Origin of the sequence: Bradyrhizobium cajani, from assembly GCF_009759665.1 — a bacterium.
Lineage (GTDB): Bacteria > Pseudomonadota > Alphaproteobacteria > Rhizobiales > Xanthobacteraceae > Bradyrhizobium > Bradyrhizobium cajani.
This window is the reverse complement of the sequence record NZ_WQNE01000036.1, coordinates 1-22,931: the sequence shown is the minus strand read 5'-3', so window position 1 is coordinate 22,931 and position 22,931 is coordinate 1. Positions and strand designations below refer to the sequence as shown.

The 22,931-nt window shown below is 64.9% G+C and carries 22 protein-coding genes; 8 read left to right on the top strand and 14 right to left on the bottom strand.

All coding sequences use genetic code 11. The annotated features are described in order from the left end of the window. Positions 1 to 7: 7 nt before the first annotated feature. Both GPL20_RS31630 and GPL20_RS31625 read right to left on the bottom strand, forming a co-directional pair. Positions 8 to 532, bottom strand: a complete 525-nt coding sequence (locus GPL20_RS31630) for a (2Fe-2S)-binding protein (protein ID WP_254125244.1) — start codon at positions 530 to 532, stop codon at positions 8 to 10. After that, a complete protein-coding gene (locus tag GPL20_RS31625; protein WP_157335162.1) occupies positions 529 to 3,300 on the bottom strand; it encodes a xanthine dehydrogenase family protein molybdopterin-binding subunit in 2,772 nt (923 codons plus the stop codon). The genes GPL20_RS31630 and GPL20_RS31625 overlap by 4 nt, the downstream gene beginning before the upstream one ends. A 245-nt stretch (positions 3,301 to 3,545) precedes the next feature. Here GPL20_RS31625 and GPL20_RS31620 point away from each other — a divergent pair, with 245 nt between their 5' ends. Both GPL20_RS31620 and GPL20_RS31615 read left to right on the top strand, forming a co-directional pair. Beyond that, complete coding sequence (locus GPL20_RS31620; RefSeq protein WP_157335160.1) at positions 3,546 to 5,144, top strand: multicopper oxidase family protein; 1,599 nt, start codon at positions 3,546 to 3,548, stop codon at positions 5,142 to 5,144. Positions 5,145 to 5,264: 120 nt separating this feature from the next. Then, on the top strand, positions 5,265 to 6,887 hold the full coding sequence (locus tag GPL20_RS31615) for an ABC-F family ATP-binding cassette domain-containing protein (RefSeq protein ID WP_157335158.1): 1,623 nt from the start codon (positions 5,265 to 5,267) through the stop codon (positions 6,885 to 6,887). A gap of 168 nt (positions 6,888 to 7,055) precedes the next feature. On the opposite strand, the gene GPL20_RS31610 is transcribed toward GPL20_RS31615, so the two are convergent. From GPL20_RS31610 to GPL20_RS31600, 3 genes are all read right to left on the bottom strand, one after another. Next, positions 7,056 to 7,589: an REP-associated tyrosine transposase gene (locus tag GPL20_RS31610; RefSeq protein ID WP_157335156.1), complete on the bottom strand. Its 534-nt coding sequence runs from the start codon at positions 7,587 to 7,589 to the stop codon at positions 7,056 to 7,058. Between the two features lie 343 nt (positions 7,590 to 7,932). Continuing rightward, on the bottom strand, positions 7,933 to 8,181 hold the full coding sequence (locus tag GPL20_RS31605) for a hypothetical protein (RefSeq protein WP_157335154.1): 249 nt from the start codon (positions 8,179 to 8,181) through the stop codon (positions 7,933 to 7,935). A 105-nt stretch (positions 8,182 to 8,286) separates the two neighbouring features. Beyond that, positions 8,287 to 8,850: a TetR/AcrR family transcriptional regulator gene (locus GPL20_RS31600; RefSeq protein ID WP_254125246.1), complete on the bottom strand. Its 564-nt coding sequence runs from the start codon at positions 8,848 to 8,850 to the stop codon at positions 8,287 to 8,289. Positions 8,851 to 8,935: 85 nt separating this feature from the next. On the opposite strand from GPL20_RS31600, the gene GPL20_RS31595 reads away from it, so the two are divergent. Beyond that, positions 8,936 to 9,307: a nuclear transport factor 2 family protein gene (locus tag GPL20_RS31595; RefSeq protein WP_157335152.1), complete on the top strand. Its 372-nt coding sequence runs from the start codon at positions 8,936 to 8,938 to the stop codon at positions 9,305 to 9,307. A 51-nt stretch (positions 9,308 to 9,358) separates the two neighbouring features. Here the strand turns inward: GPL20_RS31595 and GPL20_RS31590 are convergent, their stop codons facing one another. Continuing rightward, a complete protein-coding gene (locus tag GPL20_RS31590) occupies positions 9,359 to 10,321 on the bottom strand; it encodes an alpha/beta hydrolase (RefSeq protein WP_167533301.1) in 963 nt (320 codons plus the stop codon). Positions 10,322 to 10,446: 125 nt separating this feature from the next. On the opposite strand from GPL20_RS31590, the gene GPL20_RS31585 reads away from it, so the two are divergent. Then, complete coding sequence (locus GPL20_RS31585) at positions 10,447 to 11,124, top strand: nitroreductase (RefSeq protein WP_254126533.1); 678 nt, start codon at positions 10,447 to 10,449, stop codon at positions 11,122 to 11,124. A 470-nt stretch (positions 11,125 to 11,594) separates the two neighbouring features. On the opposite strand, the gene GPL20_RS31575 is transcribed toward GPL20_RS31585, so the two are convergent. From GPL20_RS31575 to GPL20_RS31560, 4 genes are all read right to left on the bottom strand, one after another. Then, positions 11,595 to 12,534 (bottom strand): IS630 family transposase gene (locus tag GPL20_RS31575; protein ID WP_373568294.1). Its coding sequence is split into 2 segments (ribosomal slippage): positions 11,595 to 12,197 and positions 12,199 to 12,534, totalling 939 coding nucleotides; the frame shifts between segments, so codons are not numbered across the junction. Between the two features lie 126 nt (positions 12,535 to 12,660). After that, on the bottom strand, positions 12,661 to 13,782 hold the full coding sequence (locus GPL20_RS31570) for an HD-GYP domain-containing protein (RefSeq protein ID WP_254126535.1): 1,122 nt from the start codon (positions 13,780 to 13,782) through the stop codon (positions 12,661 to 12,663). A 50-nt stretch (positions 13,783 to 13,832) separates the two neighbouring features. Continuing rightward, positions 13,833 to 14,165: a PilZ domain-containing protein gene (locus tag GPL20_RS31565; RefSeq protein ID WP_157335144.1), complete on the bottom strand. Its 333-nt coding sequence runs from the start codon at positions 14,163 to 14,165 to the stop codon at positions 13,833 to 13,835. Then, positions 14,162 to 15,277, bottom strand: coding sequence for a DUF2336 domain-containing protein (locus GPL20_RS31560; protein WP_157335142.1), 1,116 nt, complete (start codon positions 15,275 to 15,277; stop codon positions 14,162 to 14,164). The genes GPL20_RS31565 and GPL20_RS31560 overlap by 4 nt, the downstream gene beginning before the upstream one ends. 296 nt (positions 15,278 to 15,573) lie before the next feature. On the opposite strand from GPL20_RS31560, the gene GPL20_RS31555 reads away from it, so the two are divergent. Next, entirely contained in the window at positions 15,574 to 16,521 is a 948-nt protein-coding gene (locus tag GPL20_RS31555) for an AraC family transcriptional regulator (RefSeq protein ID WP_157335140.1), read from the top strand. A gap of 50 nt (positions 16,522 to 16,571) precedes the next feature. Beyond that, entirely contained in the window at positions 16,572 to 17,162 is a 591-nt protein-coding gene (locus tag GPL20_RS31550; RefSeq protein ID WP_157335138.1) for an NADPH-dependent FMN reductase, read from the top strand. Between the two features lie 141 nt (positions 17,163 to 17,303). Here GPL20_RS31550 and GPL20_RS31545 read toward each other — a convergent pair whose 3' ends face one another. From GPL20_RS31545 to GPL20_RS31535, 3 genes are all read right to left on the bottom strand, one after another. Continuing rightward, positions 17,304 to 19,385, bottom strand: coding sequence for a methyl-accepting chemotaxis protein (locus GPL20_RS31545; protein ID WP_157335136.1), 2,082 nt, complete (start codon positions 19,383 to 19,385; stop codon positions 17,304 to 17,306). Positions 19,386 to 19,589: 204 nt separating this feature from the next. Next, entirely contained in the window at positions 19,590 to 20,375 is a 786-nt protein-coding gene (locus GPL20_RS31540; protein ID WP_157335135.1) for a 2-keto-4-pentenoate hydratase, read from the bottom strand. Between the two features lie 15 nt (positions 20,376 to 20,390). Continuing rightward, complete coding sequence (locus GPL20_RS31535; protein WP_246251115.1) at positions 20,391 to 20,978, bottom strand: TetR/AcrR family transcriptional regulator; 588 nt, start codon at positions 20,976 to 20,978, stop codon at positions 20,391 to 20,393. Positions 20,979 to 21,069: 91 nt separating this feature from the next. Here GPL20_RS31535 and GPL20_RS31530 point away from each other — a divergent pair, with 91 nt between their 5' ends. After that, positions 21,070 to 21,585: a tautomerase enzyme gene (locus tag GPL20_RS31530; RefSeq protein ID WP_246251113.1), complete on the top strand. Its 516-nt coding sequence runs from the start codon at positions 21,070 to 21,072 to the stop codon at positions 21,583 to 21,585. A gap of 40 nt (positions 21,586 to 21,625) precedes the next feature. Further along, positions 21,626 to 22,402 carry a crotonase/enoyl-CoA hydratase family protein gene (locus tag GPL20_RS31525; protein WP_157335131.1) on the top strand — a complete coding sequence of 259 codons (777 nt, stop codon included), beginning with the start codon at positions 21,626 to 21,628 and terminating at the stop codon, positions 22,400 to 22,402. 6 nt (positions 22,403 to 22,408) lie between these two features. Here GPL20_RS31525 and GPL20_RS31520 read toward each other — a convergent pair whose 3' ends face one another. Then, entirely contained in the window at positions 22,409 to 22,846 is a 438-nt protein-coding gene (locus GPL20_RS31520; RefSeq protein ID WP_157335129.1) for a DUF1810 domain-containing protein, read from the bottom strand. Positions 22,847 to 22,931: the final 85 nt, after the last annotated feature.

Sequence of the window (22,931 nt, the reverse complement as noted above, 5' to 3'; positions counted from 1 at the left end):
TGGCCGCTCACTTGGTCGCGATGAGATAGCGATTTGAATCGGCAAGGATCACGTCGCGCACCGCCTCGTGATACTTGATGTAGCCGGTGCAGCGGCAGAGATGACCATCGAGCGCATCCGCGATGGTCTGCTCCAGCGCCTCGCGCGGCACCGGCGCGCGCGCCAGACGTTCGAGCAGCACCTGGCCTTCGTTGAGGAAGCCGGCGGTGCAGTAGCCGCACTGGAAGGCGAAATGATCGATGAAGGCTTTTTGCAGGGCCGAGAGCTGGCCATCCCGGGCGTGACCCTCGACGGTGCGGATCGACTTGCCGTCGAAATTCACGGCGGGCGCGACGCAGGTCGGGCTGGTGTAGCTGGTGCCGTCGGGCTCTTCGACGATGATGGCGCAGCTCAGGCATTGCGCGGCGCCGCAGCCGAACTTCGTGCCGGTCATGCCGAGCATCTCGCGCAGGAAATCGTTCATCGAGAGGTCGTCGCGGACGTCCATCGGACCGTGCTTGCGGCCGTTGATGGTGAGGCTGAGGGTCGTCACGCGAGCACTCCCTTCAATAGGTTTGCGGTGACCGGCAGCGCGCGGAAGCGGTGGCCGGTGGCATCGTGAATCGCATTGATCAGCGCCGGCACGATCGGGATCATGACGACTTCGGCCATGCCCTTCGGTGCCTCGTCCGGCGTCAGCGGCTTGAGCATCTCGATTTCGAGATCGCGCAAGGGCAGGTCGGAGCCGCGCGCGATCAGGTAGCGTCCGAGATTCCACTCGCCATTGCCGGGGCCGCCTTCGAACGGCGGCAGGGTTTCCAGCAGCGCGTAGCCGACGCCCATGGCAAAGCCGCCATGGGACTGGCCGATCACGACCTCGGGCACGAGCGCGGTGCCGCATTCGAACACGCTGTAGGCCTTGGCGATGCGCAAGGCTCCGGTCGCGCGCTCGATCTCGACGCGGACGACCGTGCCGCACATCGAGGTGTAGGCGGTGCCGATCCGGTTGTTGTCCGTCGGCGGAAACTTGACGCTGGTCCGGTTGATCCGCTCGAACTTGCCGTTGCCGCGGCGGATCGCCAGCGCGTCGATGTCGGCGCGATATTGCTCGCCGGGCAGGGCGAAGCGCGCCCGCGACCAGGCCCAGCGGGAGAAGCTGTGGGCGACCGCGCCGGTGACGAAGCCGCGCGCATGAGCGGTTGCGGCAAGCGCAGGCAGCGCCAGCGGTTCGAGGCCGGGCATCACGAGCTGCCCATTCTCCCACCGCGCGGTTGCCCATTGCCGGGCGCGCGGGTCGATCTTCGGGATGCGCCATAGCTCCAGCGCCGCGGGCCACAGGCCGAAACGGAAGATGACGCGGGCGGCCTCCGCCGAGGAATGCGTGCCGACATGGGCGCCGATCGAGGCCGACGTCGCCGAGCTGATCGACGGTACCCAACGCGGATTCCTCGCCGCGGCGTCCTGGGTCTTCTGGTCCATGGTGTAGGGATCGCCCGAGGTGACGAGACCGAGCATGTCGTAGCTGTCGACGCGGGCGACCGAGACTTCGTCGGCGATCGCGCCGAGATGCGCGGCGACGCGGTTCGCCAGCGCGGTGCCGATGCCGTTGCCCATCTCGACGTGATCGCAGAAGATCGCGATCCTGCCGTCGGCGCCGAGCTCGACGCGCCCGAGCGAGCAGTCCGCGCCGGAGCCGTAATCCTTGGTCACGCAGGCAACGCCGGTGCCGACCAGCCTGTCCGAGGACGCCTGCCGGAACTGCGCGCGCTGCTGCCAGATCGGATGCTTTTCGAGCTTGTCGAGGATTTCCGGCGTGCGCACCGAAACGATGTAGGGATTGCCGGTCATGGTCCGGCCGTTCTGCTTCAGGGCATTGCGACGGCGGAATTCGATCGGATCGAGCTTGAGCTCGCCGGCGGCTTCGTCGATCAGCACTTCGAGCGCGGTCATGGTTTGCAGCGTGCCGTAGCCGCGCATCGAGCCCGCGGTCACGCCGCGCGAGTGCATCGCGACCGTGGTGACGTCGACCTTGGGAATGTCATAGATGCCGATCGCGCCGGTAGCGGCGACCACGGCAACGTTGGCGGAGAAGTTGGCGAGGCCGCCGCCGTCGAGCACGTGATCGGCGGCGAAGGCCTTGATGACCCCGGTTGCGCGGTCGATGCCGATGCGCGAGCGCATCTTGATCGGGTGGCGCTTGATGCCGCCCTGAAACTGCTGGTAGCGGTCATGCGCCAGCCGCACCGGCTTACCGGGGAAGAACAGCGCGGCCAGCGCGACATAGAGGATGAACGGCGTGTGATCGCGGCCGCCGAAGCCGCCGCCGACATGAGCGAATTGCGCGTTGATCTGCGACGGCTTGTAGGGCGCGCGGGCCTTGGCCAGGAGATGCGCGAGCGACTCGGCGGCCTCATAGGGCGACTGCACGCCGAGCACGAGCTCGAGATTGCCGCCCTTGTTGTTGTACCAGGCGAGCCCGCATTCCGGCTCCAGGAACATCGGGTCGACCGACTGCGTCTCGAACTCGCGATCGAGCACCAGCAGCGAAGCATCGTCCGCGGCAAGCTCGGCCCGGATCTGCTCGCCATGTTTCGCGGCCCTGGCGTAATCGGGCGGCATGTCCTTCGCGAGCGGCGACCACACCGGCAGCGCGGCGCTCTGCACCTTCTTGGGCGAGACCCAGCCGGCCTGGATCGGCGAATAGACGTCGGGCTTGTCGGGCGAGGGGCCCGCCACGCGCGTGAAACGGTAGGCGCCGTAATCGGGCACGATCACCGGGCCGGTTTCCTCGCCGAACTTGACGAAGGTGCCGTCGCGCAGGGCGAGCCGCGCCTGGTCGAAGGCGTCGAATGTCCCGAAGATCAGCAGCGCGACCGGCTGCCCCAGGTAGAGCGGCGTCTTGCCGAGCGGGCAGAACAGGTCGCCGGCGTAGAACTCGGGAACCTGCGTGCCGATGCGATCGAGATCGGCGGCGGTGACCACGACGGACGGCTTCAGCGCGCCCTTCAGGCGGGCGAGGTCCAGCCCGGTGTAGACATGTGTGGCGTCATTGGCGCGCACCAGGATCGCATGCGAGGTGATCTGCGGCCAGCCGGGCAGGTCGTTGGCGCGGAAATCGGACGCGTAGAGCTTTGCGCCTGTGACCTTGGCGACGCCGTCGACGCGGCCTGCGCCCATCGTCGCGGGATTGAAATTGCCGCGTCCCGGGAGCGTCTCGTGCGACGCGAAAGGAGCTTCCTTCGCCAATCCGAGATGCGACAGGCTGACTGAAATGCCTCCCGCCGACAACCACTTCACGAACGCGCGTCGCGAAGGCCGCATGATCTGATCCTTGTACAGGGCTGTGAGGGCTACGATGCTGACGGCATCGGTGCCTGATTGGTACGCGCCAACGCTGGCCTGAAGCTGTCATGATTCGTCATGCGGGCATAGAAACCGCAGGGGCGTTTACATCCGATGAAGGTGGTGCTTGCGTTCGTGCCCGGATTGAGAAATCGATTTCACTTGCCTTGCAGTCGAATCAAATTGAAAGACGAATGGCGTCAACAAGGGGTTGGGGAACTCAGATGCAGCACGATCCGAGCGATGGATCTTCGGCCAGCTTCGTGACCGGCACGACCACACTGTCGCGGCGCCAATTGCTCGGTGCGGCCGGCGCGCTGTCGCTGATGGCGGGCACCGCGACGGCCCAGCATGCGATGCACAACCACGCGGGCGCTTCGCACACCGCGGACATGTCGCCGACGATGGGCATGGTGCCGGAACCGCCGGTTCCGGCGATGGATCAGCCGCTGGTTGAGCCCGAGGTGCGGCGGTCCGTCGACGGCGTACTGAGCACGACCTTGCGCGTCGGCTACGCCTATCGCCAGATCGGCGGGGTCAGGCTCTATGTCAGGTCCTACGAGGGCGGCAGCCCCGGTCCGACCCTGCGCATGAAGCCCGGCGAGACCCTGCGGATCAAGATGATCAACGACCTGCCGCCGAACCGCGACGGGCTGCCCGCCGACATCAGCCACCCGCATCAGTTCAACAACACCAATTTCCATTTTCACGGCGCGCATGCGAGCCCGAGCGGGATCGCCGACAACGTGATGCGCTCGATGGCGCCCGGCCACAGCTACAATATCGAGATCGCGCTGCCGGCCGACCACACGCGCGGCACCTACTGGTATCACCCGCACCACCACGGCAGCGCCGACATCCAGATGTCGAGCGGCATGGTGGGCGCCGTCATCGTCGAGGGCGATTTCGCCGACGTGCCGGAGATCGTGGCCGCGCGCGAGCGGCTGCTGGTCCTGAGCCAGGTGGTGTTCGATGCGAGCGGCATGATCGAGAATTTCGAGACGCTGTTCCCGGAGACGGCGACGCGTTTCCTCGCGATCAACGGCCAGCGGCGGCCCGTCATCGAGATGCGCCCCGGCGAGGTGCAGCGCTGGCGCATCCTCAATGCCGCCTATCAGGACGACATGCTGCTCGACCTCGAGAAGCACGAGCTGCACGCGATCGCCTATGACGGCATCCAGCTCGGTGCCGTGCAGCCGCTGAAGCAGCTCCTGATCGCGCCGGGCCAGCGCGCGGACATCCTGGTCAAGGCAGGCGGCCCCGGCACCTATGGGTTCAACGCCGCGCCCTATGACCAGGGCCATCCGTCGCCGGTCGGCCCGCTGGCGCGGGTCGTGGTGTCGGGCGCGCCGATGGACATGAAGCTACCGCGCGCACTGCCCCCGGCGCCGCTCGCGTCCATCAAGGACACCGAGATCACCAACCGCCGCAAGGTGGTGCTGTCGGCGACCGCGCCGGAGGCCGACGCCGCCGGCCATTGGCAGGAGTTCGGCTTCTTCATCGACGGCAAGAAGTTCGACCCCGCCCGCATCGATCATCGGGTCAAGCTCGGGGCGGTCGAGGAGTGGACGATCGTCAACACGCATGAGCATGACGACCACGTCTTCCATATCCACACCAATCCGTTCCAGGTGGTCTCGGTCAACGGCAAGCCGCTGGCGACGCCGGAATGGCGGGATTCCGTGATCGTCGAGCGCAAGGGCGGGCAGGTCGTGTTCCGATCCCGCTTCCTCGATTTCACCGGCGTGTTCATGCTCCACTGCCACATGATGAACCACGAGGAGATGGGCATGATGCAGACCGTGGAGGTCTACAAACCCTAAGCCTCAGGGCGGATTGCAGGAATTTGGCGTCCGGCGGGGCGAAATCCGGGTGCGGCCGGGCTTCCCCTGGCCGTCGGCATGGCCTATGACGCTGCAACGCAAAAATCCCCCAAAGACCCCATGATCCGCCTCGACAACGTCAGCAAGCAAGCCGGCCACCAGATCCTTTTCATCGAAGCTTCCGCCGCCCTCAACAAGGGTGAGAAGATCGGCCTCGTCGGCCCGAACGGCGCCGGCAAGACCACGCTGTTCCGCATGATCGCCGGCCAGGAACTGCCCGATGAGGGCCAGGTCTCGACCGATCGCGGCATCACCATCGGCTATTTCAGCCAGGACGTCGGCGAGATGAGTGGCCGCAGCGCGGTTGCCGAAGTGATGGATGGCGCGGGGCCGGTGAGCGAGGTCGCGGCCGAGCTGCGCGAGCTCGAGGCTGCGATGGCCGACCCTGATAAGGCCGACGCGATGGAGGAGATCATCGCGCGCTATGGCGAGGTGCAGCACCGTTTCGAGGAGCTCGACGGCTACGCGCTGGACGGCCGCGCGCGCGAGGCGCTCAACGGCCTCGGCTTCAGCCAGGAGATGATGGAGGGCGACGTCGGCAAGCTCTCCGGCGGCTGGAAGATGCGCGTCGCGCTGGCTCGTATTCTTTTGATGCGTCCCGACGTCATGCTGCTCGACGAGCCGAGCAACCATCTCGATCTGGAAAGCCTGATCTGGCTGGAGAAATTTTTGCACGGCTATGAAGGCACGCTCTTGATGACCTCGCATGACCGCGAGTTCATCAATCGCGTGATCTCCAAGGTGATCGAGATCGATAGCGGCTCGCTCACCACCTACACCGGCGACTACGAATTCTACGAGCAGCAGCGGGCGCAGAACGAGAAGCAGCAGCAGGCGCAGTTCGAGCGCCAGCAGGCCATGCTCGCCAAGGAGATCAAGTTCATCGAGCGCTTCAAGGCGCGCGCTTCGCACGCGGCCCAGGTGCAGAGCCGGGTCAAGAAGCTCGACAAGATCGAGCGGGTCGAGCCGCCGCGCCGCCGCCAGACGGTGGCGTTCGACTTCCCGCCGGCGCCGCGCTCGGGCGAGGACGTCGTCGCGCTCAAGAACGTCCACAAGGGCTATGGCGCCAAGCGCATCTATGACGGGCTCGACTTCATGATCCGCCGCCGCGAGCGCTGGTGCGTGATGGGCGTCAACGGCGCCGGCAAGTCGACGCTGCTCAAGCTCATTGCCGGTGCGAGCGAGCCGGATCAGGGCACGGTGGCGCTGGGGGGCAGCGTCAAGATGGGCTATTTCGCCCAGCATGCGATGGACCTGCTCGACGGCGAACGAACCGTGTTCCAGTCGCTGGAAGACCAGTTTCCGACCGCGGGGCAGGGATCCCTGCGCGCGCTCGCCGGCTGCTTCGGCTTCTCCGGCGACGACGTCGAGAAGCGCTGCCGCGTGCTGTCGGGCGGCGAGAAGGCGCGCCTGGTGATGGCGAAGATGCTGTTCGACCCGCCGAACTTTTTGGTGCTGGACGAGCCGACCAACCATCTCGACCTCGCCACCAAGGAGATGCTGATCACGGCGCTGTCGGATTTCGAGGGCACCATGCTGTTCGTCTCCCACGATCGCCACTTCCTGGCGACGCTGTCGAACCGCGTGCTGGAGCTGACGCCGGAGGGCATCCACCAGTATGGCGGCGGCTACACGGAATATGTCGCGCGCACGGGACAGGAAGCGCCGGGGTTGCGGTCGTAGGGAGCGGCTAGCCCGGATGGAGCGATAGCGTAATCCGGGTTCGGTGCCACACGGGCACTCGTGCGATGCGGATGGTCTGTCCCGGATTACGCTTCGCTCCATCCGGGCTTCGAGGGGGAAGCGGAGTGCGTCGCGGTAGCCCGGATGGAGCGTAAGCGTAATCCGGGATCAGTCTCCGCGTTCTCCGAAGTTGCCGGTGATCTCACCGGCGCCACCCCAATCGGCGGGCAGCACGCCGGCACGAACGTAGCGGTGGAGCGACGAGTGCGGCCAGTCGATCGGCGATGCGACCAGGCCGTGCTTCACCGGGTTGTAATGGATGTAGTCGGTACAGCGCTCGAAATCGGTCTCGTCGCGTATCGTATGCTCCCAAAACCTCCTCTGCCACAGAGCGAATTCACCTCGACCATTGCCAGAGATCGGTACACCGGAAGCGGCAAGTTGATGGGTGAAGAGGCCTTTGAGTCGCTTCCATCGACCCGAGAAGTCTGAGTCATCTTCCGGCAGTGTCATGATGACATGAAGGTGGTCGGGCAGGATGACGATGGCATCGATCGTGAATGGTCGTTCGGCGCGCGTGACGCGAAATGCGGTGCGTAGCTTGTCCACATGATCGACCAACGCGGACGATCTTCGATCATCCAGCGTCACGGTGAAAAAGAAAGTCCCGCCGGGGACGAAGTTTCGTCGATAGCGAACCATATCGAGGCTTTCCCCGGATTGCGCTTCGCTCCATCCGGCTACAGAACTGCGGTGAACTCCGTAGCCCGGATGGAGCGCAGCGCAATCCGGGATTCGTGCCACACGAGCGGTCGTGCGACGCCGATGGTCTGTCCCGGATTACGCTTCGCTCCATCCGGGCTACAACTAGATCGAGAGATATCGGTTCAAGCGGGAGTAAGGCTCGCCGTCATGGCCGGGCTTGTCCCGGCCATCCACGTTCTCTTTGGCCGGAAACAAGAACGTGGATGCCCGGGACAAGCCCGGGCATGACGAGTTCGTGGAAGGACTGTTCGCTAAGGAGGCCGCAAAATCGTCGCGCGCCTTACGCGCTGACCTCGCACTTCTTCATGAAGCTGTTCTTGGCGGCGCCGGCGAGCGGCTTGCCGTCGGAGCCGACGGCCTTGGGCGCGCAGGCGTCTTGCTTGCACTTCTTCAGGAACGAGGTCTTGGCGGCGCCGGCCAGCGGCTTGCCGTCCTTGCCGACGGCCTTGCTCTCGCAGGTGTCCTCCGCGAAGGCCGAGCCCGCCGCGAAGGTGGCAACGATCGCAGCCAGGAAAATCCGCTTCATCATGGGTGTCTCCTCAAACCAAAAAGATGGCGAGCGGATTGGAGCCGCGAATCGTGGCGCAATCAAGCAGGATCGGCGCACGTCGTCGATTTTTCGATCGGCGCAGTCTCAGGTGTGTCCACCGATGCTTCTGATGAGCATGGTAACCTGAACCGCGATCAGGCGTCTCATGTCCTTGCCGTTCCTGGCGGTCTCGCGCAGTCCTCGCATGCCAAAGACCAGGCATCGCGCCAGCACCTCAGGCTCGTCAGTGATGCTTGCGGACCGCACCTGCTCGCGGATGAGGTCGGCGACCACAGCCTGGAAATTGTCGTAGACCTTCCGGACCGCGGGGAAGCGCAGGTCGAAGAGATCTGCCGAATCGGGATGCGCCTCGATCAGATCGAAGCCGTGGGATCCCCAGGATTTGCAGGCGTGGAGCAGCTTGGCGTGAAGTCCGTCCAGCCGCGCGACGGCGGCCTGAATTTCGCGATGCTTTTGCTCGTCCATTCTTCGAATCGCCGCCGCGAACACGGCGTCCTTGTCGGGGAAGAGCAAATAGAGCGCCGGCCGCGAGATCCCGGCCTGCGCGGCGATGTCACCCATCGTCGTGCGGGCGTAGCCGTAGCGCGAGAAGACCTCCGTTGCAGCCTCGACGGCAAGCTCCTCCTTTGCAGCACGGGGACGAGACACGATCTTCGCTCCATGAAAGCGTGGTGCCGTCACTCTTGACACAATATCGAACAATGTCAATTTGTAGGATAGCGAGGATGGCAAGATGAACGACGAAGCACGCCTGAGAACCTGGAACACCTATCAAGCCGCTTGGGGCCCCGTTGGCGAGGACGAGCGCCGTCGCCTGCTTGAGCAAAGCGTGGCTGCAAATTGCGTGTACACCGATCCCGGCTCGCGGATTGAGGGGCGAGATGCGCTGATGGTCCGTATCGGTCAGACGCAGCTCAAGTTTCCCGGAGCCTATTTCAGGAATGACAGCTTCGTCGAACACCACGAGCAAGGACTCTTCCGCTGGACGATGTACGACGGGATCGGCCGCGTGTTCGTCAAGGGCGAGAGCTTCGGCCGCTTTGGCGAAGACGGGCGCCTGGTTCAGGCGACCGGCTTTTTCGAGGTGCCGGCTGCCCGGGTCTGATCGCCGGCAGGTGCGGCGAGGACGAATGCGTCGGCGTTGCGCGCCTTTGCGTCAGACCCCGCGCGCGAGCAACGCCTTGAAATCGGCCCGTGCGCGCTGCGCTTCGGCGCGTGCGACTTCGGAGGCATCGCCGAGGCCGAAATAGCCGTGGATCAGGCCGGGGCCTTCATGGTGCTTGACCCTTACGCCGGCAGCTTCCAGCGCCCGCGCATAGGCCGCGCCCTCGTCGCGCAGGGGATCGAACCAAGCGGTGGTCACGATCGCGGGCGCAAGGCCTGCGAGCGAGGCCGCGCGCAGCGGCGAGACCCGCCAGTCCGCGCCGTGGCCGGGCTCGGCGAGATAATGGCCGCAAAACCATTCCATCGTGGCGCGCGTGAGGAAGTAGCCGTCGGCGTTCTCGGCACGCGAAAGATAGCGCGCGTTCTCCTGCGCATCGGCATAGCTGCCGACCACGTCGGTCACGGGATAGACCAGCAATTGCGCGGCGAGGCTGATGTCGGCGTCGCGACAGGCGATCGCGGTGGTCGCGGCGAGGTTGCCGCCGGCGCTGTCGCCGGCGACGCCGAAGCGCTTTGCGTCGCCGCCGAATTCCGTGACGCGGCCAAAGACGTCGCGCACGGCGGCAAAGGCATCCTCGAACGCGCCGGGAAAGCGCGTCTCCGGCGGGCGGCGATAGTCGACGGAGACGACGACGGCGCCCGTCTCGATGGCGAGGTTGCGTGCCTGCCGGTCGTGGGTCTCGAGATCGCCGGCAACCCAGCCGCCGCCATGGAAGAACACCACGGTCGGCGCCCGACCGGTGCCGACACGATAGAGGCGCGCATCCAGCGGGCCGGCGCCGCCTTTCACCTTGATATCCTGCACGGTGTCGACCGGCGGCGGCGGGATGGCTGCGCGCGCGGCAGCCAGTGCGCGCAAGGAATCGCGGGCGCTCTGTGGCGTCATCACCGTGGGATCGCGCAGCGGCAGCAGCGGAATGATCTGGGCGATGACGGGATCGAGCGGCGCGGCCATGGCGAGTCCTTCAGGGTTCTTGCAGGGTTCTTGGTCTTGCTTGCGGGCTAGCATAGATTTTGCGCGCCGCATCAGCAACCGGCAGCGTGTTGCTGCCGGATTGAACGGGCAGGGAGGTTCAAGAGGTGGAATTCGAAACGCTGGTCCAGTCGCGCCGCAGCGTGCGCGGCTTCCGGAACGAGCCCGTGCCGCGCGCGGTGATCGAGGCGATCATCGAGACTGCCAAGCGTGCGCCGTCGTCGATGAACACCCAGCCCTGGCATGTCCACGTGCTCACCGGAAGCCCGCTGGAAGAGGTGCGCCGCCGCAACATGGAGGAGATGGTCGGCGGCGCCAAGGTCAAGCGCGACATCATCAGCCATGGCGAGTATCAGGGCGTGCACCGCAACCGGCAGGTCGACATCGCCAAGAAATTGTTCGGCGCGATGGGGATCGCGCGCGACGACAAGCCGATGCGCCAGGACTGGGTGCTGCGCGGCTTCCGCCAGTTCGACGCGCCGGTCTCGCTGGTCCTGACCTACGACCGCGTGCTCGATCCCGGCGCGGTCTGCCATTTCGATCTCGGCGCGCTTTGCTACGGCATTGTGCTTGCGGCCTGGGACCGCGGTCTCGGCTCGGTGATCAACGGGCAGGGCATCATGCGCTCCGACATCGTGCGCGAGGTCGCAGACGTCCCGGAGGACGAGGTGATCATGACCTGCGTCGCGATGGGCTATCCCGACGACAGCTTTGCCGCGAACGCCGTTCGCTCAGATCGCGAACACAACGAGGAGTTCGTGCGCTACGTGGGATTCGCCGATTAGTGCACATGGAGGAGATTATTCTCGCGCTAAAATATTTGGTGCGGACTCGTTGGTGGCCTCTTGCAATCTCCATCACGCAGGAGGAACAATACGGAGACTGAAAGGTTTGTTGCTGGCGCGAGGGAATTGACATGCGGCGGCTGGCTAGCCTGGTTCGGCGGTTCTTCGGCCCGCGAGTGCGGCGCCCGATTGATGATGATCCAAGTCTTCCCTTCACTCCCGAAGAGTTCGGCCGACTGATACGCAGCGGTAGGCGCGAGGACATGAAGCTGCTTGCCGAGGGGCTGGCGGGCCGGTCCATTCGGCGCCGCGACAGATATCGCGCCACGCACTAAAGCGCGACGAGATTAGGATGAATCGTCATCGCGCTTTAGGTTATTTGTTTGAGCATGATCTTTTCGGAAAACCGCTGCACACTTTGCGCTAACGCGGCCCTCCGGGTCCGGATCATGCTCTAAAGCGTGATGGCATTAAGTTCGATAGCCTGAATTTTTGAGGTAGTTGGCGCACTCCTCGGAGGTGAAGGCATCGAGTGCGTGGCCGATTGCGGCGCAGACGGCGTCGACGGTTCGTGCGGCAGCTTTGCGGAGCAGGTGCTTGAGCTTGGCAAAGACCTGTTCAATCGGGTTCAGGTCGGGCGAGTATTTTGGCAGGAAGAAGAGTTTGGCGCCGACCGAACGGATGAGCTGGCGAACTGCTCTGCTCCTGTGGCTGCCAAGGTTATCCAAGATGACGATATCGCCGGGCTGAAGGACGGGCAGAAGAACCTTCTCGACATAGGTGCGAAAGCTCACGCCATCGATCGGCCCCTCGATGAACCATGGCGCATCGATCCGGTCATGGCGCAGGGCCGCCAGGAAGGTCATGGTCTTCCAGCGGCCGTGGGGAACCTTGGCGTGAAGTCTGTGCCCGCGGGGGGCCCATCCCCGCAAGGGCGCCATGTCGGTCCGGGTCCAGGTCTCGTCGATAAAGACCAGCCGCTCAGCTTCGAGGCGACCTTGATACTTTGCCCACTGGGCTCGCCGGCGCGCGACCTCGGGACGATCGCGTTCGCCAGCCGCCACGCTTTTTTTTGAAGCTGAGCTTCTCGGCATGCACGAAGTCCCACACCGAGTGGTAGTCGACCTTCAGGCCGCGACCGGCAAGCTCGGCAACGAGCCCGCGGATGGTGAAATCGCCGTCCCTGATCCGTTGCGACAGCCAGACCGCGTGGTCTCCCGAAACCGCCTTCGGCTTGTGCCCGCCCATCTGGCCAGGCTCAACGCTGCCGGTCTCTTCGACCCGCTGCATCCAGCCGATGGCAGTACTGATCGCGACCCCAAACTGCTTGGCGGCCTGATTGCGGGACATCCCGCCCTCGATCGCGGCCACGACACGCTTGCGAAGATCCAGAGAATAAGGCTTGCCCATCCATGCTGGCCTCCAATCCAGCCAGCATGGTGAATCAGAAATGCACTGATTTGGGAATCCCAAATCGATTCAACCTAACCCCATCCCGCTTTAGAGTGAATTTGCGACGCCGCCGGCGTCACGAGCTCACCGCGTGAGCGCGACTTGCTTGAACGAACGCACCAGCGCTTTCTCCAGCTTTCCGCTCATCCCGCACAATATGTCGTAGGCTTCCGCGCGTGGCATCGTCGGCTTGTAGTGCCGGTGCTCGATCAGCGCCGCGAAGATGTCGGAGATCGTCAGAAGCCGCACGATGTCGCCGATGTTTTCGGCGCAGAGCCCGTCCGGATAGCCGCTGCCGTCGAGATATTCGTGATGATGCCGCACGGCATCGAGGATCTCAGGCGAAATCCGGTGGTGGGCCTTTAGAAACTCATAGCCAGCCGCCGGATGCGTTTCGATCAGGGCGCGTTCTTCGGCATCGAGGCGGCCCGGCTTGTCGAGGATGGCGAGCGGTATCTGGGCCTTGCCGATGTCGTGGAACATGGCGGCCGAGTAAAGCCGCTCCAGATCGGATTTGCCGACGCCGAGGCTGAGGCCGAAGTCGATGGCGACGCCGGTCACGAGCAGGCAATGCTGATAGGTTCCCTCGTGATGGCGCCGCACCGTTACGAGCCATTCGGACAGGCCATGCTCGGTAATATGATCGGCGATCTGGCGACCAGCTTGCCTGGCGCAGTCGACATCGAGTGGCTGGCCGAGAGCGACGGCCGTGAACATCGATGCCATGGCGGTCGCTGCGGTTTCAACCGCGTTGTCGAGCTGCGCCTGGTCGCCTGACGAGACCGGTAGCGGCTTGGCCGGGTCGGACAATGCCGCCAGCAATCTGGCTCGGTTGACCATTCCGGAAAGCACGAGCGTCGCGCCGAGCGCATAGGCTTGGGAAATGCTGACGTGAGAGCTGTGCTCAAGCAGGAAGATCCGCTTCTTGGCCTTGGCCAGCGTGCTGGCCCGCTTCTTGATGGCCGCGATGTTGTCGACATCGCGCAGCTCCGCGCGAACCACGATGGCGGACGGCACCTGCGACAGCTTGGCTTCGGTGTCGAGCCGTTCGCCCGCGACCGTAAATCGCGCTTCGAGGATCGAGCAGACCGCCGACAATTTGTCGGATGAATCGGCCAGCACATGGACGATGGGGCGGGCCCCCTCCCTCTCTCCGAGACCGCCGTCGCGCTGGACGGGGCTTGATATGGTACGCGTGCTCTGCACGGGGCGGCCTGAGATGCGGTGATGTTCAATGCGTGGGACGAAGTATCTGCCTACTTGCTTGGGGTGGCGCTCTGCGCGGCGGCCGACGGCGCGCTTGCCGTCTTCTTCTTGCCGACCGCTCTGATGAAGTGAACGCCGGCCATGGTGCCGTCGATCCACACCAGCTCGCACCGCCGATAGGCCAGCCCGGTCGACGACAGCAGCATGAAGAATTCCTTGGCCTGGAGGACATCGAGCGTGCCCTCGACCTCGAGCTTCGCGCCGGTCTGCGACACGTCGAGCAGGACGCAGCTGCGCTGCCACGTGCCGTCCGCCCCCATCAGGTGCACGGGCTGCCGGTGGTCCATTCGCACGCGAGACGCTTTACGACCGTCGAATCTCATCGGTTATCTCCCCCTCTTGCGTTGCGATGTCCCGGATCGCTTGTGCCGGCGCGTGCTGCCATCTGGCCCCAGCGGACCGTCCATTGGCTGGTCGATAAGAGAAGCGTCTCGAAGATGGTCCGCGCGCGTTCGCGCTCTCCGGAGGAAAGCCGCACGCCGCGGCGGTTGCTCAGGATCGTGAGAGTGGTCGCCCAGTTCAGCCGCGAGGCGCGGCAGGCCATGACCAGGCCCTCGCAGTCGTCGTCGACCAGGACGTGCTCGACGATCTCGATCGGTGCGCCCGAGAGCACCGAGAGCGCCGTCACCAAATTGGCCTTCTCCCCGCGGATCGCGAAGCGGTTCACCGTGGAGTCGTTGAGCTTGCCGACGCGGTTGAGCGCGACGATCTCCGGCCTCGCGTTCGCATAGTCCGCCGGGGAGGGCAGCCTTGGTGCTGCCGGAGCGGGTGCAGCATCCTGTGCCAACGGCACGTCGGACGCGTTGGGCTTGACCGGGGGCTTCTTGCCAAAAGAGGCCGACAGCAATGTCCTTGTGACGTGGTCGGGGGTATCAGGCCGGAGCGCCAGCGCCTTCGTGATCTCGTCATCCCGCCCGGCTGCGGCGATCAGCGCGGCATAGGCCGTCTCGGAGAATCTGGTGCCGGGGTTCCTGATGAGCGCAAGGCAAATCCCGCTGCCGCCATGCTTGATCAGTGCCTCGGTCACCGTCGGCTCGATCGTGTCGCGGGCGCAGATCGCGATTTGCTGCCGTTCGCCCCTCGCGGTCGCGATCGTCGCGAGATCTGTCGTGGACAGTGCCTGCGACTTGATCAGGAGCGGACAAGCGATGTCCGGATCCTCGTGCGAGGCCAGGCGACGCAATGTCTTCTGCGGAGCCGCCGTCAGCTCGGCGAGCGCTGTGCTGAGCCGGACCAGCGAGCTGGGGGCGACCCTTTCGGTCAGGCACAGCAGGACGCCATCGACCATATTGACGAGCATGTCCTGAGGCCGGTCGCTGCTGGCCGCGAGCAAACCGACAATGCCCTCGAGGATGCGCGCGCAACGCTCCGGCGGACACGCTGCGACCGCGTCTTCCAATTCAACGAGACGAACGGCAGGCGAGTTTGCCATCATGGCAGGTGCCTGAAATTTGAAATAACTTTGACGATCCAACGACCATCATTGCGACCTACAGGCGTTAATTTGGATTTGAGGTTTGGTTTCCTCAGGTATCAACGCACCGCTACTTCCTGGGAAAATGCTATCGAAATTTGGCAGGCGTGCAACTATGGCTTGTCCTTTGAGTGGGACGCCCGCCAACTGAGGGATGGGTCAGGGTGATTCTTCCGGTCTGACGGGAAACCGAAAGGGGGAAGCGAACCGGCGTTGTCGCCGGACGCGTAGAGCGCGACGCTGCGTTTCATACCGCCATGAACAATAGTGATGACGCGCCGGGGACGGCGCTAAAGATATTCCGCTTTTCCGATGTCGACGAATTTCGAAACTCCATACGCGGACTGAATTTCGAGTTCACGCCTTTCGTCAGGAAGATTTCGGCGGAGCAGATCATTCTGTCGTTGCCCGGCTGCGACGTGAACTTGACGCGCGCGTTTCCGCGAGTGGTCGACGCACAGCTCGTCGACAATTGCACGGCGGTCGGCTTCACGATGGACGACCTCAACGTACCTATTCGCTTCAACGGCTCGCAACGTGCGCGGCCGGTCGTGGTCATTGGCAGCGGCGGAGCGGCCTACACCACCATCGAGGAGGTGCAGCGGCAAATCGCCTCGGTGTTTTTCAGGCCGGAGGTGAGGGATCGCGGCTGGCCACAGACGGTCTCAAGCTTCAAGATTTTCGAAACGTCCGCGGTGGCCTTGCACCGGCTGCGCAGCGTGGTTCGGGAGGTGCTGGCCGAGGCGTCCGATCTGGTCGATGCACCAGAGCTTCCATTGAAAGGCGCGGCGATGAAGGAATCGCTGCTCGGAGCCGTCGACGGCGCCTTCGAGAGCGTCGTTCCCGCCCGCTGGACCCGGCAGGCCAACGACGGGCGGAACTTCAAGATATTCCAGGATATCCGCGCGCTGCTCTCTGACGACCTGTCGCAGCCGATCTACAGCGACGAGATCGCGGGCAAGCTCGGCCTGTCCGTTCGCACGATGCACGACGTGGTCCGCCGTTATCGCGGCATGAGCCTGCACCGTTACTTGCGCCTGCGTCGTCTCTGGCTGGTGCGCCGGCGGCTTCTTGCCGGCGCCGACAGCGTCAAGGCGGTCGCACTGGCGTTTGGCTTCTGGCATCTCAGCGACTTCTCCAGAAGCTATCGCGACCAGTTCGGCGAGACACCGTCGCAAACGCTGGAGCGCGGACGCGGACGATAGTTCGGCAAATCGAGTAGGGCCGGACGCCGGTTTCGTGCTACCGTCCGGTCATGAGCAATCGCATCCTCGTCCTCTACGGTTCCTACCGGTCCGACCGCATGGGCATCCGCCTTGCGAATTTCGTCATCAATGGCCTGCGCGGCCGCGGCGAGGACGTCGCGTTCATCGACGCCAAGGCGATCGGGCTGCCGATGCTCGACCGCATGTACAAGGAATATCCCAAGGGCTCCGCGCCCGAGGCGTTGGAAAAGCTGGCCGGACAGATCCGCGGCGCCGATGGTTTCGTCTTTGTCACCGGCGAGTACAATTGGGGTATCCAGCCGGGCCTGAAGAACCTCACTGACCATTTCCTCGAAGAGTGGTTCTGGCGTCCGGCCGCGATCGTGAGCTACTCGGCCGGCCGGCTGTCCGGTGCGCGCGCCTCCACCGCCTGGCACGGTACGCTGTCGGAGATGGGCATGGTGGTGGTGTCGAGCACCATCGGCGTCGGACCGATCGCCCAGACGCTATCGGCTGAGGGCGAGCCGATCGGCGAGGGGGGCAAGGCGCTGGAACGCTCGTTCCCGCGCTTTGCCGATGATCTCTCGTGGTGGATCGAAGCCGCAAAGGCGCAGCGCGCGCGGAAAGCGCCGCCTTATTGATCTCGCGTTGCGCGGTCGTGCCGTAGCCCGGATGGAGCGCAGCGCAATCCGGGGTTCTGTCCGCGTCGTGGGATGTCCCGGATTACGCTGCGCTCCATCCGGGCTACAAAGCTGTGCGCGACTCGGAGCCGCGGGCTTCGCTCAGGCCGCCCTGACCTCGCCGAGGAAGCGGTCGAACTGTCCGGCGAGGTCGCGCGACTGCGTCGAGAGCTGCTCGGCGGCGCCCAATACCTCCCGGGCGGCAGTTCCGGTGTCGTCGGCGGCGCGCTGCACGCCGGAGATGTTGCTGTTGACCTCCTGGGTGCCGCGGGCGGCCTCCTGGACGCTGCGGGCGATCTCCTTGGTCGCCGAACCCTGTTCCTCGATCGCAGCCGCAATCGCGGTGCCGATCTGGTCGATCTCGGCGATGACGTCGGCGACGTTGCGGATCGCGGCGACGGTCTCGTCGCTCGCGGTCTGGATCGCGGTGATCTGCTCGGAGATTTCCGTGGTGGCCTTGGCGGTCTGGCCGGCCAGCGACTTCACTTCGGAGGCGACCACCGCAAAGCCGCGGCCGGCATCGCCGGCGCGGGCAGCCTCGATGGTCGCGTTCAGTGCGAGCAGGTTGGTCTGTTCGGCGATGCTCTGGATCAGCGTCACGACGTCGCCGATCTTCTGGGCGCCCTCGGCGAGGGCGCGCGCGGTGTCGCCGGTGCGGCGGGCGTTGTCGACGGCGCGGGCCGCGATCTCGGTGGATTGGGCAACCTGACGGCCGATCTCGGCGATCGAGGAGGTCAGCTCCTCGGTGGCGCTGGCGACCGTCTGCACGTTGGTCGAGGTCTGTTCGGAGGCGGCGGCGACGACCGCGGCCTGGCTGTTGGTCTGGGCCGCCGTCGAGGTCATCGACTGCGCCGTGCTCTCCATGGTCGAAGAGGCCTGCGAGAGGCCGCCGACCAGCTCGGTGACCTTGGCCTCGAAGGCGCGGGTGAGGTCGTCGAGCGCCTGGGCGCGGCGCATCTTGCCGTCGTTCTCGGCCTGCTTCTCGGCGGCGAGCCGGTCGGCCCGGATCATGTTGTCCTTGAACACCTGAACCGCTGCGGCCATCGCCCCGATCTCGTCGGAACGCTCGGCACCGGGGATGCTGTCTGCAACCTCGCCGTCGGCCAGCCGCGACATCCGGCTCGTCAGGCTGACGATCGGCGCGCAGACGCGGCGGCGGACGGTTACGACGAGGCCGACGCTCGCGATCAGAACGGCGACAAGGCCGAGCAGCGCGACGGTGAAGCTGGTGCGCGCGGCCGAGGAAGCACCGGCGAGGATCTGCTCGGCGTTGTCGTAGAAGGCGTCGCGCACGTCGATGATGGTGGCGAGGCCGCGCTGCGTGGCGGCGTAATAGGTCTCCATGTCGTGTTCGTACTTGCCGCTGACAGCGCCGTCCTTCACCAGCTTGAGCTCGCGGCCGAACTCCTCGATATAGATCGCGTTGAACTTCTCCAGCGCAGCGGCGACGTTCGCCGGAGTTGCGGGATTGCCGCGCAGTTCCTGTAGCGCCATCACGATCTGATCGTTGCGGCCCTGCGAGCGGCTGATGTCGGCTTTCTCCGCGTCAGTCGCCGGTTTCTTGCCGCCCACGAGATTCTTGTGCAGGCTGGAATTGAAGCCGCCGACGTCGCGCAGCGTCATCGCGATGTTGGCGTAGCTGGCCTGCCGGTAGGCGTCGCCGTTGAGGATCGCCATGCGGCGGACCTGCTCGTTGAGCAGCGCCGTCACGCCGCCGTTGAGCACGGCATTGTCGGCGACGATCTTCCTGGCCGCGTCCTTGCGCGCCTCGGCAGGTCCGGCGAGGGCCTTGTCGATGGCCTCGCGCAGCGCGGCGAATTTCGCATTGATGCCGTCGATGTTGCTGCCGATGGTGCTGCCGTCGTCGAACGGGCCGGGCAGCTCCTTGCGCAGCGCATTCATCCTGTCGCGGGCGCCGTCGGTCTGCTTGCGCAGCTTGTCCTGCTCGGAAAGCAGCGCCGGGTCGATGCTGGCTGGGCCATAGAGGATGTTGGTGGAAAAGCCGCGCTCGGGATTGAGATAACGCGGGATGTCGCTGACAGCACGGACGATCGCCAGGCGGCCTTGTGCCTCGGTGATCCGCTCCATCGTCTGGTATTTCGTCACGGCGACGTAGACGGCAAGACCGCCGCCCACGGTCGAGAGCGAGACGATGGCGGTGGTCAGGAGCGTACCGATTTTCATGATCTGTCCGGCAACTGGCGCGGGAGAGGAAGGATATTTCTCCGAAAAATAGCGGGACCGTATTAATCGCGGGTTTACGCTGGTGGCCCTTACAGCCCTCGCGCGTGCGTCCATTCGTCCTGGAGCCAGTCCCGTTCCGAATGGGATTCTGGGTTTGACACGTTTTCGTTGCGCGCGCCGGAATTCACGTTGCTCGAAAACGGCCTAGGCGTAAGTCGCGCTCACAGTTCCCAGAGGACCAAAATCGGCGACGTAGGTTTCGCCGGCCTTCGGCCGCAACATGCCCGTCAGCGTGCCTGTGCTGATGGTCTGGCCGGCCTTAAGGCCGATGCCGGTTCGCGACAGCTCGTTGGCGAGCCAGGCGAGCGGCACCAGCGGATGATCGATTGCCTCCGCAGCGCTCCCGCGGCGTCTCAAGGCGCCGTTGCAATTGAGAATGACATCCTGATTCGCGATGTCGCGGCTGGCCCAGTCGGCGATGGGCTCGCCAAGCACGATCGTTCCCGATCCGGAGCCATCGGCCATGATCGCGGGCATCGGCGGAAACGCCGCGTCGTGAACGAAGCGGCATTCGGCGAGCTCGATGCCGGGATGCAGCGAGGCGACGGCATCGCCGACCTCTTCCACCGTATACGGCTTCGCGCGCGGCGGCAGGTCGGCGCCGAGGCACGCCTGGTACTCGACTTCCGGAATCGGGCTGCATTGCCTGGCATGTTCGACGCTTGCAGGCGAGGACTTGATCAAGGGCGCGAACACCCGACCATAGATCGGCGAGGAGATGTGAAGCTGGCGCTGGAGCCCGGGCTTCATGCCGGCGATCTTCCAGCCGACGACATCCCAGCCCAATTCCTCTTCCACCATGGCCGCGACACGGTACGCCGTCTCGGCATCCGGCGGCACCAGCCGCTCGTCGAGGCCGCTTTGCTGCCGGCCCTCGCGGCGCAAATTGGCGAGATGGCGGGCGAGTTCGCGTTGGCGTGACAAATCCATTGGTGCTCATCCGATCTATTTGGCCGTGCGGGCGAGGGCAGCGGCCAGCACCGTCTCCAGTTCCTCTTGAACCTGATCGAGCGCGGCGGCGCTGCGGCTCGCGCGGCACATGGCGACCGTGCCTTCGATCGAGGCGACGACGAGTGTTGCAAGCCGCTCGGCCCGTTCCGCAGCCAACCCTTCGCGCAGCAGGGCGGTGTGCATGATCTGCTGCCAGTCGGCGAACACGCCGTCGGCAAGGTCGAGCAGATGCCGCTGCGCCGTATCGTCGTCCTTGTCGGAGACCTCGCCGACATAACGGTCGACGGCGACGGCAAGCACCGGGCAGCCCGCCTCGAAGCCGGTCGCTTCCAGTCGGCGGCGCCACGATGCGACGAAAGCTCTCAAGCCGCCGATCACGCCGCGTTCGCTCATGGCCTTCTCCAGGGGAATGGACACCTGCTTGCCGGCAAAGACTACGGCCTCGGCGATCAACTGCCGCTTGCCGTCCGGGAAGTGGTGGCTGATCGAGCCGCGGGGCGTCGCCGTATGGCGGACGACATCGCGCATGCTGGTGGCATTGACGCCGCCGCGGCTCATCAGGTCGGCGGCGCCGGCGATCATCTTGTCGCGTGTGCTGGAGGTCATCGGATGTCCCGCGAATGGCCCTCTCATCTAGACTATGACGCTTGACATAGGCAAGTGGTCCTGAAATATGACGATTGTCATATTAGTCAAAGGGGGCAAGCTGACCATCATCACCGTGACCGCGCCTGCCGGCCGGCTTGACCTGACACGGCGTCGCCGCCTCGCGGAAAGCCTGACCGATGCCGTGCTCGCGCCCGAAATCGGCCAGCACGCGCCTGCAGCGCGAATGGGCTTCCAGGTTCACTTCAAGGACCTGCCGCCCGACTGCATGGCGATCGGTGGCCGGCTCCTCTCCGACCAGGACACGCCGCGCGATATCATGACCGTCAATATTGCGGTGATGAACGCAGCCTGGCCTGCCGAGGTGCGTGCCGAAGTGATCCGCAACGTGCTGGCGCGGCTGGCGGCGGCCTGCGGGATGCAGGCGCCTGCGCCAACCTGGTGGGTCAATTTCGAGATCATCGACGAGGGAAGCTGGGGATCGCGGGGCGGCGTGCTCTCGATCCTCGAGCTCTTGGATACCGGCGTGTTCACGCCGGAGCGGATCGCCGCGATCCGCGCGGCAATTCAGCCGCCGACCTGATTTGCGGCCAACACCAACAGACCAATCCGGAGAGAAACCAATGAGCGAAGGTCAGATCCGCACCGAGGTGCACGGGCACGTCCTCAAGATCATCATCGATAACGCTGCAAAGAAGAACGCGTTCACGCCGGCGATGATGGAGCAATTGTCCGATGTGCTGACCGAGCTGCACGACAACGAGACCTACCGTGTCGGCGTGATCTGTGCCGAGGGTAGGGATTTCACCGCCGGACTTGATATGCCGAAGTTCTTCGGTCCGTCCGCCGAGAAGCGAAATATCAAAGAGGGGAATGTCGATCCGTTCGGGCTCAACAAGCGCTGCCGCAAGCCGATCGTCACCGCCGTGCAGGGCATCGTGTTCACGATCGGCATCGAGCTGATGCTTGCCGGCGACATCGTGGTGGCTGCCGCGGATTCGCGCTTCTGTCAGATGGAATCCAGGCGCGGCATCGCGCCACTCGGCGGGGCGCATTTCCGCTTCCTGTCGCGCGCCGGCTGGGGCGACGCGATGTACCACCTGTTCCTGTGCGACGAGTTTTCGGCAGAACGCGCCCACACAATCGGCCTCGTCCAGGAAGTCGTGCCGCCGGGAGAGCAGGTCGAGCGTGCCATGGCGCTCGCTGCCATCATCGCGCGCAATGCACCGCTCGGCATCCAGGTCACGAAGGAGGCGGCTGCCAAATATATCGAGGGCGGCGAGGCGGCGGCGATCGCCTATATCCCGAACATTCGCGACCGCGTGCTCGGCAGTGCGGACGCGAAGGAGGGCATTCAGTCTTTCATCGAGCGGCGCGCGGCTGTGTTCCAGGGACGCTGATCCGCGCTAAGCCGGCCGATCGAGCTTCGAAAGGATCTCCAGCGTCACACCGTCACGCGCGCCCGCGAAATATCTGGCGAGCGCCTGATCGAAAAGGGGCTGATCGGACACCGCAGCGAATAGCGTCATCGACGAGCGGAATTTGGCGTCGTCCGGCGCGCCGAGGATTGCGTGGATGGTTCGCCCCTGGACGGCGAGCACGAGCTGGGTGCATTCGGTCAGCCGCGGGCCGAGGACGGGGTGGGCGAGATAGGCCTTGGCCTCCGCGCGCGAGCCGATGGCATAGCGCTGCGACATGGCGCTGAGGCCGAGGCCGGCGACCTGCGGGAAGACGAACCACATCCAGTGACTCTGCTTCCGCCCCTGGGACAGCTCCGCCTGGACGTCGCGATAGACCGGGTGCTGGGCCCGGACGAAGCGGTCTAGATCGAAAGGATCGGTCATTGGATACCTTGAGGGCGTCTTGCCGGCCGCGATTATGCCTAACTTTTGGCTCCCAATATGGTAGCTGGTATAGAGAGTCTCCGGG

Bases quoted from the DNA above. Each gene is read 5' to 3' on its own strand.
- GPL20_RS31525 (WP_157335131.1), top strand. From the start codon at position 21,626: ATGAGCGAAGGTCAGATCCGCACCGAGGTGCACGGGCACGTCCTCAAG.
- GPL20_RS31605 (WP_157335154.1), bottom strand. From the start codon at position 8,181: ATGATGAAGCGGATTTTCCTGGCTGCGATCGTTGCCACCTTCGCGGCG.
- GPL20_RS31520 (WP_157335129.1), bottom strand. From the start codon at position 22,846: ATGACCGATCCTTTCGATCTAGACCGCTTCGTCCGGGCCCAGCACCCG.
- GPL20_RS31540 (WP_157335135.1), bottom strand. From the start codon at position 20,375: ATGGATTTGTCACGCCAACGCGAACTCGCCCGCCATCTCGCCAATTTG.
- GPL20_RS31560 (WP_157335142.1), bottom strand. From the start codon at position 15,277: ATGATGGCAAACTCGCCTGCCGTTCGTCTCGTTGAATTGGAAGACGCG.
- GPL20_RS31590 (WP_167533301.1), bottom strand. From the start codon at position 10,321: ATGGCCGCGCCGCTCGATCCCGTCATCGCCCAGATCATTCCGCTGCTG.
- GPL20_RS31610 (WP_157335156.1), bottom strand. From the start codon at position 7,589: ATGGTTCGCTATCGACGAAACTTCGTCCCCGGCGGGACTTTCTTTTTC.
- GPL20_RS31625 (WP_157335162.1), bottom strand. From the start codon at position 3,300: ATGCGGCCTTCGCGACGCGCGTTCGTGAAGTGGTTGTCGGCGGGAGGC.
- GPL20_RS31530 (WP_246251113.1), top strand. From the start codon at position 21,070: ATGACGATTGTCATATTAGTCAAAGGGGGCAAGCTGACCATCATCACC.
- GPL20_RS31565 (WP_157335144.1), bottom strand. From the start codon at position 14,165: ATGAGATTCGACGGTCGTAAAGCGTCTCGCGTGCGAATGGACCACCGG.
- GPL20_RS31545 (WP_157335136.1), bottom strand. From the start codon at position 19,385: ATGAAAATCGGTACGCTCCTGACCACCGCCATCGTCTCGCTCTCGACC.
- GPL20_RS31550 (WP_157335138.1), top strand. From the start codon at position 16,572: ATGAGCAATCGCATCCTCGTCCTCTACGGTTCCTACCGGTCCGACCGC.
- GPL20_RS31535 (WP_246251115.1), bottom strand. From the start codon at position 20,978: ATGATCGCCGGCGCCGCCGACCTGATGAGCCGCGGCGGCGTCAATGCC.
- GPL20_RS31620 (WP_157335160.1), top strand. From the start codon at position 3,546: ATGCAGCACGATCCGAGCGATGGATCTTCGGCCAGCTTCGTGACCGGC.
- GPL20_RS31555 (WP_157335140.1), top strand. From the start codon at position 15,574: ATGAACAATAGTGATGACGCGCCGGGGACGGCGCTAAAGATATTCCGC.
- GPL20_RS31595 (WP_157335152.1), top strand. From the start codon at position 8,936: ATGAACGACGAAGCACGCCTGAGAACCTGGAACACCTATCAAGCCGCT.
- GPL20_RS31615 (WP_157335158.1), top strand. From the start codon at position 5,265: ATGATCCGCCTCGACAACGTCAGCAAGCAAGCCGGCCACCAGATCCTT.